Consider the following 16,017-nt stretch of genomic DNA (forward strand, 5'->3'; position numbering starts at 1 on the left):
CTCCCGGCAAGGAGAATTGGTAAATTTACCCATTTTAAATCAAATTACTTTTCTATATCAGGGGACTTTATGTATTTAAAAAGTATGAATATTGTTGGATTCAAAACCTTTGCTGATGAGACAGAGGTTGTTTTTGATCCGGGCTTTACGGCGGTTGTCGGTCCGAACGGCTCAGGAAAGTCAAATATTGTGGATGCGCTTAGATGGGTTCTAGGCGAAAAATCTGCGAAAGGTTTACGCGGTGATAAGATGGAAGATGTTATTTTCCATGGATCAGAAACAAGAGATCCCGCCGGTTTCTCAGAAGTAGCCGTTCATCTGGATAATAGCAATAAAACTTTCGCGATTGATTTTCCTACAGTGAAGATCACAAGAAGATTATTTCCTGATTTAACAAATGAATATTATATAAATAACTCCCGTGTTCTAAGAAAAGACGTAGAAAAACTTTTAATGGATACTGGGATTGGAAAGGCTAGTTACTCTATCATGGAGCAGGGAAGAGTAGAGGCAATTCTGAATGCAAAGCCTGAAGATAGAAGAGCAATCTTTGATGAGGCAGCAGGAATTTCTAGATTCAAAATGGATCGAGCAGAGACAGAGAAAAAATTAGAATACACAAGCCAAAATCTTTTGCGGATATCCGATATTATGTCCTCGATGGAAAAAGAGTTAGACTTAAAAAGTAAACAAGCCGAAAGAGCAAAGAATTATTTTGATCTCAAAAGTAAATTAACAGAAGCAGATAAAAATATTCGTTACTTAAAACTAAAAAGTCTTAAGACTCGTTCTAAAAAAGTAGACGCAGAATTAGCGGAAGTAAAAAAGAAAAACGAAGAGCTAATGGCTCGCATGAGTGATGATGCAAAGCTAATCGAAGAAAGAGAAAAATTTCGCTACGAAATGGAGCAGAAAATTTCTGAGATAGACAAAAAGCTTTTGGATTTCCTATCACAAAAAGAAATTCAGCGAGAAAAAATTGAGAAAAATAAAAGTATTATCCACGAGTTCGATCAACGTATAGATGAACTGAGAGCAAATCTAGAAAGTGAAAGAACGCGGATGGAAAATGCAGAATCCGAGTATAATCAACTTTTGGCTCTTAGCGAAAATCTTGCCAAAATGATTCAGATGACTTTAGCGAATGTAGAAAAATTTACTTCTGACAAAAAACAAATTGAAATTCAAATCGAAGAAGAGTTACGAAATATTCAAAATTATCAAGAAACGATTGCTTCCAATGACAAGAAGCATAATATTCTGCGAGAAAAATTAAAAGACAGTATCCTCTCTTTAATCAATCAAATTGAAGAGAAGAAAAGAGACGCCGAAAAATCAGAAGGTAAAAGAGAAGAGCTTAGAAAATTTTTAATATCTTCGCTCGATGATAATATAGATAAAATCAACGAAATTATATCTGGAAATTTAAGTTCTGAGCGCGTAACAGAGATTTTGCGTGAGATAAATCTTACTTCGTATCGAGAAAATCTAAAAGACTTTATTGAAATGGAAGATGTATTTCGTGATATTCTACTTGATAAGGATGGACTTCTAGCAAAAAAAGAAAGCATTGACTCTGAAATTGAGGACTTGATTTTAGAAAATGAAAACCTATCTAGAAAGATAAAAGATGCAAGTTCAAACATTGAATCATTACGTCTTTCCTTGGAAGAAAAAAAAGAGGAAATCGTTAAACTAGAAAAAAGCATCTTAGAGATGGAAGGCAAAAATGCCTCAGCGTTAGACGCTAGAGATAAAGAACTTCGCATTAAGCATGAAGCTGGTGAAAGAATTTCAAATTTTGAAAAATCAATTGAGACTCTACAAAACAAAAAAGTAACCTATCAGGATGATGTAAAAATTCTAGAAGAGCAAATCGAAAAGTCCTATACAGAATTTTTAGGAATGAGTAAAACTTTAGAAGCAGAGAAAGAACAATTAAAGAATCTTTTCTCAGAAATCCAGAATCTAAAATCGTCTTCGCAAGCTGACCAAGAAGAGTTTAAATCCATTATTCCACTCATGAGCGATTTCGAAAGAAAAGCCTCGGCACTTCGCGTGCAGTTGGATACATTCAATGAAGAGTTATACAACGATTATTCGATGAGCGATGTGGAATTAGAAGAAGAAAAATCTTCTCTAACTCTTAAGCAAGAAGCAGAGGATACAAAGCTTAGAGAAATAAAATCCGAGATGCAACTTCTTGGTTCAATCAATCCACTTGCAGTTGATGAATACAACAATGTGAAAGAAATTTACGATCACCACAAATCACAAAAAGAAGATATTGAGAAAAGTAAAAATGATATTCTAGATGTTTTAAAAAATATCAATGCTGAATCAGAAAAACTTTTCACAGAAACTTTTGAAATTATTAAGAAGAACTTTCAAGAAACATTCTCCACTCTATTTAACGGAGGTCATGCAACGATTGAACTAACCGAGAAAGAAGACAAGCTCAACTCCGGTGTTGAAATAATAGCTGAGCCTCCCGGCAAGCATGTGCAGAATTTAAAGCTTCTTTCAGGTGGGGAAAAGTCAATGACGGTTATCGCATTGTTATTCGCGATTTATATGGTCAAACCTTCTCCTTTTTGTTTTCTAGATGAGATTGATGCTGCACTTGATGAAGTAAATAAAATTCGTTTTTGTCAAATTCTAGATAAGTTCAAAGATGTAAGTCAGTTTATAGTAATTACACATGCGCCTCCAACGATTTCACGCGCCAACGCGATATTTGGCGTAACGAGTTCAGAGCCTGGTGTGTCGCGAGTGATTTCTCTCAAAGTAGAAGAAGCAAAACAATTTGCAAAGAAAATGCAAGAGGCTGTATAAGTTTTAGAAATGGCAGAACTAATCGAGGCTAATCAAGATTATCTGGAAATGGGTGGACGAAAATTCCACTCCAGGCTTTTTATTGGCACTGGAAAATTTTCCTCTTCGCTAGAAATGCGAGACGCTATATCTTCTTCGGAAACGGAAATTGTCACAGTTGCACTCAGAAGAGTGAATTTGGAAAACACTGAAGATGATATTTTATCTTCGATTGATCGATCTAAAGTTTTACTTCTTCCAAATACAAGTGGAGCTAGAAATGCAATGGAGGCAGTGCGACTTGCAAAGCTCGCTCGCTCACTAGGTGCAGGTGATTGGGTTAAATTGGAAGTAGTCCCTGATCCTGTTTTTTTATTGCCAGATCCGATTGAGTCATTGAAGGCTGCTATTGAACTTGCTAAAGATGGATTTAAAGTGATGCCTTATGTAAATGCAGATCCAATTTTATGCAGGCATTTAGAAGAGGCGGGATGTGTTTGTGTTATGCCACTTGGTTCTCCGATAGGATCAAATCTTGGCATTAAAAATCGCGCCAACATTGAAATGATTATTGCGCAATCCAAAATTCCTGTGATAGTAGATGCAGGATTAGGAGAGCCTTCTCATGCAGCGGAGGCAATGGAGATGGGAGCAGATGCAGTGCTTGTAAATACTGCCATTGCCATTGCAAAAAATCCTGCTCGAATTGCGGAAGCCTTTAAGCTTGCGACGATTGCCGGACGACTTTCGTATTTGCATCGTGGGCGAAGAATTCAAGGAAATCTCTCCATTAAGGCTAATGCCTCTAGCCCGCTCACTGGATTTTTAAACGAGGAAGATCGTGTTTCTTGACTTGTTCAATCAATTTGATTTTCGTTCAAGTATTTCCGAAGTCAAAGCAAAAACGAAACTAGATGTAGAGATTGCCTTGTCGAGAGCGGTTAATGGCGAACGGCTTGCGTTTACAGATTATTTGTCTCTCATTAGTCCCAATGCCAATTCTTACCTAGAAGAAATGGCTATTCTCTCGAAAGAAATAACGCAAGAGCGTTTTGGGAAAACGATTCAGCTTTATATGCCGATGTATCTCTCAAATGAGTGCAGGTCATCCTGTTTATACTGTGGATTTAGTTTTGAAAATAAAATTCCAAGAAAGACATTAAATGAAAAGGAAATTCGTAAAGAAGCAGAGATTTTATCTAAAAAAGGAATTGAGCATATTCTAATTTTGACAGGGGAAGATTATTCCAAAACTCCAGTGTCTTATTTAATCGATTCTGTAAAGATTTTAAAAGAATACTTTTCTTCCGTATCGATTGAAATTTATCCAATGGATACCTTTGAGTATCTGCAATTGATACAGGCTGGTGTTGATGGACTCGCATTGTACCAAGAAACATACGATCGAGATACCTATCGTAAATATCATCTGCGTGGAGTCAAAAAGGATATGGATTACAGATTGAATGGTCCTGACAGAGGTGGGCTTGCTGAATTTCGAAAAATTGGCATTGGCGCATTACTCGGATTAGCCGATCCACTGGGAGAAATGTTTTTCTTAGGATTACATGCATCTCACCTTCTAAAAAAATATTGGAAAACTTCGCTTCAAATATCTCTACCAAGAATGCGTCCTGCAAAGGGTGATTTTCATTCTGTAGTTCCTGTGAGTGATAGAGAATTTACTAGATTCCTATTTGCACTGCGAATTTATTTTAAGGACATTGGAATTGTTCTGTCTACGCGTGAGAGCGCAAGTCTTCGCAATAATTTAATTGGTTTAGGCATAACAACAATGTCTGCCGAATCGAAAACAGAACCAGGTGGCTATAGTGAGAGTGGGGAGCTTGAACAGTTTGAAACAGAGGATAAAAGAAGTCTAACAGAGGTTATCCGCTATATACGAGTTAAAGGGTTTGATCCGATTCTGAAAGATTTCGATAATGCAATTGTTTGAGTAGGGCACAACGACATCTCTTTGATGCCGCTGTTTTTATCTAGGGTTTACGTTATTTTTTTGTAGCTGAGTAACTTTTCTGAATGCACAATCCGAATTCAGTGCAAGAAGATTGACTTGCATCGTAGCAAGCAAGGACTGCTCTTGTGTTTCTCTTGCAAGCATTCATACATCCATCTTTCATTTTCTTAATTTCTGCTGGAGTTGCTTTCTTGTCTTTATTCATTTCTCTAGCGCAATCTAGGAAACGTTCACAAGCTAAATCACATTTTGGATCTAATGCCCAAAGGGATGAAGAAAAAAGAGAGAGAACTAACAGAGAGGAAAAAATGAGTTTCATGATTATCTCCTTGAAAGTTTTTCTAGCGACACAGGGATTCGAACCCCGGACCTGCGGATTATGATTCCGATGCTCTAACCAGCTGAGCTATGTCGCCGCGAAACCTTCTATAACCTTATTTTTAAAATGCCTATACTGTCAAAACAAAATAGGTCATTTTATCTATCGGAAATCTTAATTTATCGTATTGAAAAAGAAAGAAGTTTTCATTGAAAAATATTTTTTTATTCCTGAGTAGTTTTATTTTTTTTTGTAATATTGTTCAATGATTGCGAATAACTCGTCTGGCACAAAGGGCTTTGCTATATAGTCCGTCATTCCCGCTTTCTGCACTTTCTGCTTGGTGTCAAGAAGGGCGGTAGCTGATAAAGCAATGATTGGAATTTCCTTATACTTGGTCTCTTCTTTTTTTCTAATTTCTATTGCAGCAGTATAACCGTCCATCTGGGGCATTTGCAAATCCATTAAAATAATATCATAATCTTTATCCCTGATCTTTTCTAGACAGACTAGTCCATTTTCTGCTAAGTCTGCTTCAATTTCCCATTTTTGCATATAACGTAATGCTACTTTTTGGTTGCTTATATTATCTTCTACGAGTAGTAAGCGTAATCCTCTCAGGTTTTTTCTTTCTTCATTTGTTTGCATAGTATTTGTAACTTCGGTTCGTTAGATCCTCGATCTATATATTTTTAAAATATTTCTGGAATGGGAAAAATAATATTAAACTCATCTGCTGAAAGCCCAAAAGAAATTCTAGAAATACTAAATGGATTGGCAAATAAATTTTCATTAACCATCCATTTATTTATGAAGGCAATTTTCCCTTTACCGCTTCCCACAAATTTTGTGTTGATTAGGCTTTCTGTATCAGATTTCTGCAACAGTGAAATTGGATATAGTTTTGTACTCATTGGGAAGCTGAAAAATTTCTTAGTAATCTCTGCCTCTAAGAAAACTCCGTTCTCCTTTGAGGAAGCACTAATCATAGTTTTATTTGATTCTTTTTTCCAAGTAAATTCTGCCATTTCCTTCGGAATTGCCCAATTTAATCTTCCTTCTTGCACAGATGTGAGGCTAGACACATATATTTTGGTAATCTTTTTGTAGAGTTTTTTCTTGGTTGATGTCTTCGTTGTTCTACTATGTTCAAAGTTTCCTGGTATAAATAGTAGTTCGAAATATGGACCTACATTGGAAGACTCATAGTTTACAACCATGATAGCGCCAAGTCCTCCTACAAAGGATTTTTTATCTTCTTCAGGAATAAAACCTTTATCGAGTAATAAAGACTTGTTTCCTAAAAAAGGAATAATAAATCCTTCCCCTTTTAAATTCCATGGTGGTGGGTAATGCTTTGTATCATTCATAATCATGTTAAAAAAGATTCATTTTTGCAAAATCTTTTGCGAAATAGGTTATAATGATGTCTGCCCCTGCACGCTTAATCGCGATTAGACTCTCCACCATTGCCTTCGATTCATCTAGCCATCCAAGTCTCGCGGCTGCTTTAATCATTGAATACTCTCCACTTACATTATAAGCTACAACAGGAATTGGAAAGTTTTGTTTAATCGATTGGATAATATCAAGGTAGGCTAACGCTGGTTTAACCATCAGATAATCCGCTCCTTCTTGAAAATCAAGCTCTGCTTCTAATAAAGCTTCTTTTGCATTTCGAGGATCCATTTGGTAAGTTTTCTTATCACCTGCTTTGGGTGCAGAGCCGAGTGCATCTCTAAATGGTCCGTAGAAGCTACTGGCATACTTCGCAGTATACGACATGATTGCGACATCAGAAAAACCATTGTTATCTAAGATATCTCTAATATATCCAACGCGACCGTCCATCATATCAGAAGGTCCTAAAATATCGGCACCCGATTCTGCTTGGGCTAATGCCATTTTGCCTAAGATGACAAGGCTCTCATCGTTTAGAATTTTACCATTTTCAACAAATCCATCGTGTCCATCCGAGCTATAAGGATCCATCGCAACATCTGTAATAATTGTCGCATCAGGAAATTCTTTTTTCATCGATTGTATCATCTTGAGGTATAGGTTATTTTTCTTATAACTAAGGGTTGCTTTTTTATCTTTTAGTTTTTCTTCAATTTGAGGAAATAGAATAAAATTTTGTATTCCCAAATTTAAAGACTCTTCAATCTCTTTCAGGATTAAATCGGGTGAGAATCTGAAGAAATCTGGCATGGAAGAAATTTCGGTTTTCAATTTGTTTCCTTCTTGAACAAAAAGAGGATGAATCAATTGAGATTTTCTTAAAACTGTTTCTGCCATCATTTCTCGAATGGGGCTTGACTTCCGATTTCGTCTTGGTCTTCGTAATATGTCCATATATAGCCAGTGAATGCTTACCAATTGATTTTTCGATTAAAAATTTTACGTTACAATAAAAATGGGATTGGATTTACAGTATTTGGTAATATGAATCAGTTTCTTAGCCCCGTCATTTCTTTTTTCTATGGTGCGTCTTTTTCTGTTTTACTTTTTGGAAACTGCAGCAGTGTTGAAAGTGAAAAAGCATATTGCGAGAAACGTGCACAGCGGTATTTTCTACTCTGTTTGGTAAATATAAAGACATCACCATCTTATTTTGGCAAGCCAGAATGGAACAGCCAGCAAGTTCAATCCTATGCTCAAAACTTTTGTATCTCTGAATACCAGAGAAAAAAAAGATGCGCGAATCAAGATTCTTTTGTGCCCCATCGAAAAGATTGAAACAGTTTTTTATTTTTCTACTTTTTATTTTTTCTCTGTATGCCACAGAAGAATCGCATTCGTTAGATTATTTATATGTGAATGCAAATACCGGTCAGTCGAGTGGCGGACATTCTGCGATTCGGCTAGGGCAACTTGTTTATCATTTCCAATACTTTCCCGACAAAATTTTCCACATCATTCGAGAGCCATGGGAAGAGTTTCGCTATGTATATGGTATACAAGAAAATCGAACTATTCTAATTCGGAAAATTAATCTTTCAAAGAAGAATTATACTTTTCTTCTTGAGCGGATGAATGAAATATACCTCTATCAAAGAAAGGAATTGGACAACCTTGAAAAGCTTCAAAACGATGCCAGAATAATTGAATCCATACTTTCGGGTGATCAAACTCTTTTTTTAAAAGCGGCAGGTTATTTTTCGGAGAACTCTTCATCTTCTAGGAATTATCGTTCTTTAAAAAGGAAGATAGTTGATAGGCTCGGATCTAATTTTATTTTAAAGCATTTAACTTTCGTTCGGAGTCAATTAAACAATTACAGAATTCCACTCCCTCTATCGATTCAAATCGATTCAAATTCAAATGGTTTTCCGAAAGCTGTGGAAAGTTTTTCGATAGAATATGTTGATTTGCTTTCAAACTTAAAAGCCTTCGAAATTATCCAGGAAGAGCAGGGCTTGAAATCAAACGGATACTTTACATTTACCGGTAATCCTGAAATACAGGTAAACGAATCTATACTTAAGCATTTTATAATGCTCTCAGAAAATTTAGAGGAAGAAATTCTAAGATTACTTGAATCGAAATCGGCAAATACTGGATATCCCCTGCTAGTTTTATTGGCGCGTTATCAAGTGTTACAAAAGTCAATCAAAGAAAGAAAGGTATATTTTTTAGATAGCTTTGGAAAAAATCATTCTCTTGTGATTGGGGATGCAATTCAAAACAAACCATATTTAAGTGGAATTTATGAACAAATTTCAAAGAAAACAAATGCTTTATTCTTAAAAATGTCAAAGCAAGATATTCTTTTAGAAAGAGATTATACAATACTCGAAGACCTGGCAAACAGAGAGCGTGAGGTTCTAAATGGGTTAGGGGAGTCGATACCGATTCGCATAAACTATGAATTGATGCTTCCATCAAAAGAAGAGAGTGTCTACCTTTATAGATCGGAATCCTATAAGGAATCTCTGAAAAAAATGGAAGAGCTTTATAAGTCCAATAGAGACAAATATGAATTATCCTTACAAAAAAAATATTCTTTTAATTTATTTAAAAAAAACTGCACTACTGAAATATTTCATTCGATAAATTCTTTTTTTGAGGAAGTCGATAAAGAATCGAAAGAAAAACTGGGCGGTGTGGTGAGAGGTGACGACTCTTTTGTGTTTGTTCCGGTTTATGCATATTATGCGGTAGGTAAAAATTACCGAGTCGTAAATGAAAATATGATACCATCTTTACGAACAATTATTTTAGAAAGAAATATATCCGCTGATTTTCTATTCTTTATGAGAGAGTCTTCAACATTTACTTCAAAATTTTACAAATTTAACAAGGAAGATTCTTTTTTTATTTTCTTTACCGATGATGTCTTCTGGCAAAGACCAATTTATGGCTTTGTAAATTTAATTGCCGGCATAGGCGAGCTTGGGTTAGGTGCGATAATTATTCCCTTTGACAAGGGGGAACAGTTTGTAAAAGGATTACAGGGAATTTTTTTTAGTGGACCGGAGCTTTTATTCTTTAACATCCGAAAAGGAACTTTTATATATGAAGGCAAGCCAGATTGGACGGAAGAGGATTGAGTCAAAAAAAGCTAGTCTTGTAATTCCATTTTTATATCAATGATAAAGGACTTCTCATGAACAAACGATTTTTATTTTTACTGACGGTTTTTTTAAGTTTTAACCTATTCATTTATGTATCGAATGCTGCTTGGTTCATTTACTTCAATAAAACGTATTTATATATTCTATCAGGGATTTGTGTAAGCTTACAGCTCGCATATATCTTTTATGCAAAAGCCAATGAAAGTAGAAATAATCTGTTTCAATCGCGAGTAAAAATTCCTATCGCATTCTCATACATTCTTCTTTTTATTTCTGTATCTCTGATGATTTTTTTTCCCGTTCGAAATTTGAATTTGGGAGATGGGATTTTGCTTTTAGAGCATGTTGCATTGGAAGCGAAAATGTTTGGCTATCATCTTACGATGGATGAAGTCTTTGAGGCATTTGTGCATTCGATTCTATTTGCCAAATTCCCTTCCCATTTTGTCACGCCGATGGAAGTATATCGAATTGTTAGCACTGTATCGGGACTATGCGCTCTTGGAATTCTGGTTCATTATTTTCGAAAATTCAAAGTTAGTTTTACGGGATACTTTCTTGTCTTAAGTTGTGGTGGTATATATTTATTTCATGGGTATAGTGAAAATTATACAATGATAACGACTGGCCTTTGGTTTTATATTCTGTATAGTGTAAATTCTATTCGTTCAAATCAATCTAGAAATATGCAAGCCTTGCTTCCTATTTGTCTTATTGCCTGTTTATTGATACTATCTCATCTAGTAAGCGGCTATTTATTGTTTTCCCTTATTTTCTTGTGTTACCATTTTTCAGATGAAGGAAAATTTCTTCAAAATGCATTGTATTCAACAATCTTCTCGCTTCTTATTTTACTTCCAGTATTTGGCTATTTTACTTTTTTTTCCAATATTCGATTTGACTTTACACAAACTCATTTAACAAATCCTAAATTTTATCCAATTGCAAAAATGATTTCGATAAACCATTTTCGGGACATTCTTTTTTGCATTGTGGGCTCTGCATTTTTACCTTTTGTTGTATTGCTTTATCTATTGCTCTTTAAGAAAGAACAATCTATTCAGATATTGAAAAGAAAAGAGTTTCAATTTCTAATATTTGTTTTAATTGGGTTTCTAATCCACGGCTTTGTTCATTATCCGCAGCTTGGATTTCCGGCAGATTGGGATTTACTTGCTTTTTTTTGGAGTCCCATTGTATTTATAACAGTACTAATGCTAGAAGAATTCCCGGAAATAAATGAGGCTGGATTTAAAGGCAGTCAAGACAGTTTTCCTCTAGAACTTATCCCAATTTTTCTTTTTGCAGGAATTATATTTGTATTAAATGCGGCTATTCTAAGTAAGCCGGACGATAAGAAGATGATTGAATTAAGGGAATCTCTTTTAATCATTGATCGATTTTCCTATTCAGAAGAAGCAACTGTTTTGGTTGGTGTTAAGCCTGAGTTTAAGAAATTTTACTTAAAAGTTAGTTTCTTTTTGTTTGAGTCTGGGATAAAAATTCAAGGTTTAAATCTACATTCAGAATCAAACGTTGCCCGTCTTTTAAATGAGAATAAACAATTTCAATTGGAATTAAAGGAGCATATCGGAAATATTGAAACCAAATGGCAGAAAGATTTTTATGCAAGACTAACGCGCTATCATTTGGAATATCTAGATATTACGAAGGAGAAATGAAAGATTCTTCTGTGGATTTGTTTTTAAACTTTCTTGGATATGCTTATCGACTATTCTCTTTGCACTCTCAAAGGAATTATTTGCATTAGCCGCTATTTGAATTTTCTGAACAAATGATTCGAAATCCATTTTTGAATTAGCTTCTGACGGCAAGAATCCTGAATTATATAGAAAGAGAATAGAGTTGTCTATATAGTCAATGGTTTGAGTTTTGAACTCGGTTCCGGGCATTACTCCAATGATATTGGAAATTTCTGAACTTAAATAACAATAATCATTTGAAATTAAAATTGGATCAGTATTGCCACCATTTGAATAATGAATTTGTTTCTTATCTTTATCAATTAAGAGGCAAACTGCTGTTAGTGTATGAATATTAATTTTAAAATACAATTCATCGTTTAATAGTGACAAGACTTTGTCCGGGGATGTCTCTTTTCTGAAAATATCCTTTAACATATTAATAGTTAATAAACCAATGAAGCTAGAGGTTACACCATTTCCTTCGATTTCACCAAATACGATGATGCTTTTATTTTCTATTTCTTCTGTATAATAAAAACTTCCAGAGACAAATGAGAATGCATGAAAATCTGCATATGTATCTTTCGTATTTGTTTTAGGAGAAATCACTTGCTTCTGAATGGAAGAAATAAATTTCATATCCTGCTCTAAATTTTCCTGATAATTGAAATTATCTTTAAGTAGCGTGTAATACTCTATACTTCTCTCTACAGCAACTTTTACAGAGTCAAAAGAAAAAGGTTTTAATAGAAAATCTGAAGCCTTATTTTTTAAACTTGTCACGACTGAATCAATATCGCCTTCACCACTCATCATCACAACTTGGGTAAATGGATTTATAGTCTTAATAGTGGGAAGTAAATCGAGGCCATTATCATTGGGTAAAAAAATATCAAGAAATATAACCGGATTCAATTCATTTTGAAAATATTGAATTGCTTTTTCTGATGAATCAAAATACTTACTCGCAAATCCAAGGCTTTCTATTATTAGCTGCAAAGCCTCTCCAATTTCGAGTGAATCGTCTATAATTAATACTTCAATTTTCAAATTTTACTCCATTAAGAAAAAGCGGGTAGCTCCGGCATCTGTAACTTTTTCAAAATACTTTTTGTCGAAAATAGTCTCCTTTAAATACTCATCATTGGTAAACAACATTTCTCCATGCTTCCATTTATAAATTTCCTTTGTTTCAGAGAAGGCCAATTTTTCTGTATGAATCAAAATGCTCAAATCTCTCAAATTCCGGCCTTTGAAATTCTTTAGTATAGATTTAAAATGTCCCTGTTTAATGGGATCAATGAATAAAAAATTCTTTTGAAATAGGACGGCATCATGAAAGTATTCAGGAATATTGAATATTCCATAGCAATTCATTTTAGAAAAGAGTAGGAAAATGAACTGAGTTAGTTCTTTAAAAATATTGAGCCCGGGGTATTCCTGTCCTTGAAAGAGTATTTTTTTATTTTTTAATTTTCCCAGTCGAATGTTTTGTGTCAATAACCAATCAATGTATACCATCTTTCTATCTTCTTGGATACTCTTTATAAAGAAGTCAGCAACTTTTAAACGAATGTGGATTAGTATCTCATTTGATTCAGTCTTAATGTAAATTCTATTGTCTAAATCTGAAATTGGATCAGTCACCAGTTTAAAACTCTCATATCCTCTTCTTTTTACCATTTCAAATATTTTAGCCTCTTCAAGCATTGAATAAATCTCTGCATCAGAGAATCGTCCGAAAATTAATTTTTCAATGTTTAAAGATGTGCTCAGTTCATTTGAAAAATCGAGCATGTCTAAATTGGTCAGTTTATCTGAATCTGTTTCTTTACTATCTTTATCGCTGGCTTCAAAAATACTCATATCATTTCCTTGCGAAAATTTGGGCTGTATGGTAGTGGATTTTCACTGTGTCCATAAAATTCTTCGCGTAACCGCCTGCTGCTAATATAACAACCTTGCAATTATTTTTTTTGGCAAATTCTTTGATTCGCTCATCTCTATCTCGTAGACCTTGAAAACTAAGTTTAATATTTCCTAATCGATCACCTTCATAGGGATCCGCCCCTGCTAGGTAAAAAATTAAATCTGGTTTCATTGCTTTTTCTATTGAATCTAATGATTTATCAAGCAATAACAAATATTCTGAATCAGTTGTATGCTCCTCTAGCGGTATATCGAAATTAGACGTTTCTTTCTTTGGATAAAGATTATCTTGATGCATCGAAAACGTAAAAACATTTGGGTCGTTCTCGAAAATTCTCGCATTACCATTTCCTTGATGGACATCCAGGTCTACGATTAATACTTGCTTGCCCTGATTGTGCTTTAAGTAGTGCTTAGTTGCGATTGCTACATCATTCAAATAACAAAAGCCTTCCGCATGGTCAGCGAAACTATGGTGCAGACCACCGCCTAAGTTAAATACAAATTGATAATTGGAAGTAAGCTCTGCGGCTAATATTGTTCCGCCCACACCGTAAAGAAAACTTTCTACAATTCTTTCAGTGAGTGGGAGCTCAGAATACTTCGTTCTTTCTGTTACCTTTAGATTGAGCAAGTCTTCTAAATACTCTTCTGTGTGGACAAGATCGAGGTGGTCACGAGTAGCTTTATCTGGCTCATGAATCGAAATTTTACTAAAGTGCTCATCCAGACAAATCAATTCATAAATTTTTGAAAATTTATTGCCAGGAAACACATGGTCGCCTAAATAAATATCATAGTAAGAAGAATACACAACAGAAAAATTCTTATCTGCGTATTCAATTTTTTCAGGAAAGAAAAAGTTTAGGAAGTTCATATTCTAAATGCAGTTACTACAAATTGAATGGTAGCACTATTGTTGTAATAATTCTCTTCTAAAAAACCGAGTAGGTTAATTGAAGGCGCTCTTGCGATTGCTGACTCAAATTCTGATGCACGATTCCAAATAATAAATTTAATTTTATTTGATGCACCGAGAACTTGGAAACGGGCATGTTGTCCGTCCGACATTGGTTTGAAACTAATAATTTTCGCATTTCGAATAGAAAGTCTAGGCTCTGGATTCTCTTGCCCAAAGGGCTGGAGTATTTGTAATTCCTTGAATAAAGTTTCTGTGACTTCCGTAGGTTGAAGGCTAACACTACTTTGCTCTTCAATGCTTGACGTAGATGATTGTTGTAACCATGTCAAAGCGGCTGTCTTTAATCGTTCTTCTAAGATGGGAATATTTTTTAATTCAATTGAAAAACCACCTGCTTCTTTGTGACCCCCAAAGTGAATTAGTAAGTCAGAAACGAGATTGAGTAAATCCAAAACATTTTCATTTTCAAAAGATCGAATGCTACCCCTGCCGTGTCCATGATCTGGAGTGATAAATATTGTAGGACGTTTATATCTCTCTACTAACTTAGTTGCCACAATCCCAGAAACTCCGGGTTCCATATCTGGTTCATAGCAAAAAATTATTCTTTCTTCTGTCCTCTGCGGTTTTCGCTTAAAATATTCTTCTACTTTGTAAAGATTTCTCTTTGTTCGTTCTTTTCGCTCCGTATTTAATTGAAGCAAATCTTTTGCAGAAATATCTGCTTTTTCCGAATTGTTGGCGAGTAACAAACCAACGGCTATTTCTGTTTTGCCCATGCGACCAGCGGCGTTTAATGCCGGACCGATTCCCCAGCCTAAATCTTTGGATGTAATTTTATTAGAATTTAATTTCAGGGAGTTCATAAGTGAAAAAAGACCTTTTCGATTTGAAGGCTTTGTTTCCAATACATTACTCAGTGTTTCAATACCATGCTTGACTATGATTCTATTTTCACCAAAGAGCGGCATCATATCAGTAATCGTTCCTATAGATGAAAGATCCAGAAGAGATTTTAGTTTTTCTAAGATATGTGGATATTTTGTTAAATAGGTAACAATGTCAATTTTTCTATAAATTTCTTCAAGATTTGGAAAAAGGGAATCAGTAACAACAGAATCTGTGGATTGAAAGATTTCATCCAAATGGTAAGCGAAAATTAGCTTCATGGCCAATGTTGAAGTGCAAATCTTTTTCTCTGGATAAATAGAATCTTCCCGCTTCGGATTTATTAATTTACACTTTGGAATTTTTACTGGAATTTCATGGTGATCGAGAACAATTATTTCTATGCCCTGCGCGACCAAATCATTTATTTCATCATAATTGGATGTTCCGAAATCAAGAGTTATCAATAAATCGGGTTTCTTAGATCTGATAAAATTGACTACACTTGGACACAAACCGTAATCGTCATTTGCTGATGATGTTTGAATTGTCAGCAAACCACCGTTTGCCTCATGTGATTCACGAAAAAACATTCCAAGTAAGGTCGTTGAGGAAATCCCATCCGTATCACGATCACCGAACAATAAAATATGGCTCTTCTTTTTGATATGCCTCTTTATAGTTTGAATTGATTCCGTTAAATCAGGTAAAAGGAAAGGCGATGGGAGATTTTTTAAATCCGGATTCAGAAATATATCCCAGTCTGCTTTGTCTGGCAATATACGGCTCATAAGGTAAGATTGAAATGGAGTTAGATTTTTGTGTTCTGAATCCTTTACGCTAGAAAAATTAATACCGTGTAAAAATTTATCTGACATTGCGTT

The 16,017-nt window shown here is 34.8% G+C and carries 13 protein-coding genes and 1 tRNA gene; 5 read left to right on the forward strand and 9 right to left on the reverse strand.

Annotation, left to right across the window (positions count from 1 at the left end; translation table 11 throughout):
- Positions 1 to 69 precede the first annotated feature (69 nt).
- The 3 genes from IPH52_24125 to thiH are packed head-to-tail and all read left to right on the forward strand — an operon-like array spanning position 70 to position 4,771.
- On the forward strand, positions 70 to 2,835 hold the full coding sequence (locus IPH52_24125; GenBank protein ID MBK7058080.1) for an AAA family ATPase: 2,766 nt from the start codon (positions 70 to 72) through the stop codon (positions 2,833 to 2,835).
- A gap of 48 nt (positions 2,836 to 2,883) precedes the next feature.
- On the forward strand, positions 2,884 to 3,666 hold the full coding sequence (locus IPH52_24130; GenBank protein ID MBK7058081.1) for a thiazole synthase: 783 nt from the start codon (positions 2,884 to 2,886) through the stop codon (positions 3,664 to 3,666).
- Entirely contained in the window at positions 3,656 to 4,771 is a 1,116-nt protein-coding gene (thiH, locus tag IPH52_24135; GenBank protein MBK7058082.1) for a 2-iminoacetate synthase ThiH, read from the forward strand. The genes IPH52_24130 and thiH overlap by 11 nt, the downstream gene beginning before the upstream one ends.
- 52 nt (positions 4,772 to 4,823) lie before the next feature.
- Here thiH and IPH52_24140 read toward each other — a convergent pair whose 3' ends face one another.
- The 5 genes from IPH52_24140 to hemB form a co-directional block, all read right to left on the reverse strand.
- Positions 4,824 to 5,111, reverse strand: coding sequence for a Cys-rich protein (locus IPH52_24140; protein ID MBK7058083.1), 288 nt, complete (start codon positions 5,109 to 5,111; stop codon positions 4,824 to 4,826).
- A gap of 23 nt (positions 5,112 to 5,134) precedes the next feature.
- Positions 5,135 to 5,208, reverse strand: a tRNA-Met gene (locus IPH52_24145).
- A 143-nt stretch (positions 5,209 to 5,351) separates the two neighbouring features.
- Positions 5,352 to 5,759: a response regulator gene (locus IPH52_24150; GenBank protein ID MBK7058084.1), complete on the reverse strand. Its 408-nt coding sequence runs from the start codon at positions 5,757 to 5,759 to the stop codon at positions 5,352 to 5,354.
- 44 nt (positions 5,760 to 5,803) lie between these two features.
- On the reverse strand, positions 5,804 to 6,481 hold the full coding sequence (locus IPH52_24155) for an acetoacetate decarboxylase family protein (GenBank protein MBK7058085.1): 678 nt from the start codon (positions 6,479 to 6,481) through the stop codon (positions 5,804 to 5,806).
- Positions 6,482 to 6,488: 7 nt separating this feature from the next.
- Positions 6,489 to 7,466, reverse strand: a complete 978-nt coding sequence (gene hemB / locus IPH52_24160; GenBank protein ID MBK7058086.1) for a porphobilinogen synthase — start codon at positions 7,464 to 7,466, stop codon at positions 6,489 to 6,491.
- A gap of 380 nt (positions 7,467 to 7,846) precedes the next feature.
- Between hemB and IPH52_24165 the strand changes: the two genes are divergently transcribed.
- On the forward strand, positions 7,847 to 9,664 hold the full coding sequence (locus tag IPH52_24165; GenBank protein MBK7058087.1) for a hypothetical protein: 1,818 nt from the start codon (positions 7,847 to 7,849) through the stop codon (positions 9,662 to 9,664).
- 56 nt (positions 9,665 to 9,720) lie between these two features.
- The gene (locus IPH52_24170; protein MBK7058088.1) at positions 9,721 to 11,370 is read left to right on the forward strand and encodes a hypothetical protein; all 1,650 of its coding nucleotides are present in this window, start codon (positions 9,721 to 9,723) and stop codon (positions 11,368 to 11,370) included.
- Here the strand turns inward: IPH52_24170 and IPH52_24175 are convergent.
- The 4 genes from IPH52_24175 to recJ are packed head-to-tail and all read right to left on the reverse strand — an operon-like array spanning position 11,347 to position 16,011.
- A complete protein-coding gene (locus IPH52_24175) occupies positions 11,347 to 12,444 on the reverse strand; it encodes a fused response regulator/phosphatase (GenBank protein MBK7058089.1) in 1,098 nt (365 codons plus the stop codon). The two genes, IPH52_24170 and IPH52_24175, sit on opposite strands and share 24 nt — an antisense overlap.
- A gap of 3 nt (positions 12,445 to 12,447) precedes the next feature.
- Complete coding sequence (locus IPH52_24180) at positions 12,448 to 13,260, reverse strand: hypothetical protein (GenBank protein ID MBK7058090.1); 813 nt, start codon at positions 13,258 to 13,260, stop codon at positions 12,448 to 12,450.
- A gap of 1 nt (position 13,261) precedes the next feature.
- Positions 13,262 to 14,200, reverse strand: coding sequence for a histone deacetylase (locus IPH52_24185; GenBank protein ID MBK7058091.1), 939 nt, complete (start codon positions 14,198 to 14,200; stop codon positions 13,262 to 13,264).
- A complete protein-coding gene (gene recJ, locus IPH52_24190) occupies positions 14,197 to 16,011 on the reverse strand; it encodes a single-stranded-DNA-specific exonuclease RecJ (GenBank protein ID MBK7058092.1) in 1,815 nt (604 codons plus the stop codon). The genes IPH52_24185 and recJ overlap by 4 nt, the downstream gene beginning before the upstream one ends.
- Between the last annotated feature and the right edge of the window lie 6 nt (positions 16,012 to 16,017).

The sequence above is a fragment of the Leptospiraceae bacterium genome, assembly GCA_016708435.1.
Lineage (GTDB): Bacteria > Spirochaetota > Leptospiria > Leptospirales > Leptospiraceae > UBA2033.

Coding starts and splice junctions, on each gene's coding strand:
- IPH52_24125 (MBK7058080.1), top strand. CDS start 70: ATGTATTTAAAAAGTATGAATATTGTTGGATTCAAAACCTTTGCTGAT.
- IPH52_24130 (MBK7058081.1), top strand. CDS start 2,884: ATGGGTGGACGAAAATTCCACTCCAGGCTTTTTATTGGCACTGGAAAA.
- IPH52_24140 (MBK7058083.1), bottom strand. CDS start 5,111: ATGAAACTCATTTTTTCCTCTCTGTTAGTTCTCTCTCTTTTTTCTTCA.
- IPH52_24150 (MBK7058084.1), bottom strand. CDS start 5,759: ATGCAAACAAATGAAGAAAGAAAAAACCTGAGAGGATTACGCTTACTA.
- IPH52_24155 (MBK7058085.1), bottom strand. CDS start 6,481: ATGAATGATACAAAGCATTACCCACCACCATGGAATTTAAAAGGGGAA.
- hemB (MBK7058086.1), bottom strand. CDS start 7,466: ATGGACATATTACGAAGACCAAGACGAAATCGGAAGTCAAGCCCCATT.
- IPH52_24170 (MBK7058088.1), top strand. CDS start 9,721: ATGAACAAACGATTTTTATTTTTACTGACGGTTTTTTTAAGTTTTAAC.
- IPH52_24180 (MBK7058090.1), bottom strand. CDS start 13,260: ATGAGTATTTTTGAAGCCAGCGATAAAGATAGTAAAGAAACAGATTCA.
- IPH52_24185 (MBK7058091.1), bottom strand. CDS start 14,200: ATGAACTTCCTAAACTTTTTCTTTCCTGAAAAAATTGAATACGCAGAT.
- recJ (MBK7058092.1), bottom strand. CDS start 16,011: ATGTCAGATAAATTTTTACACGGTATTAATTTTTCTAGCGTAAAGGAT.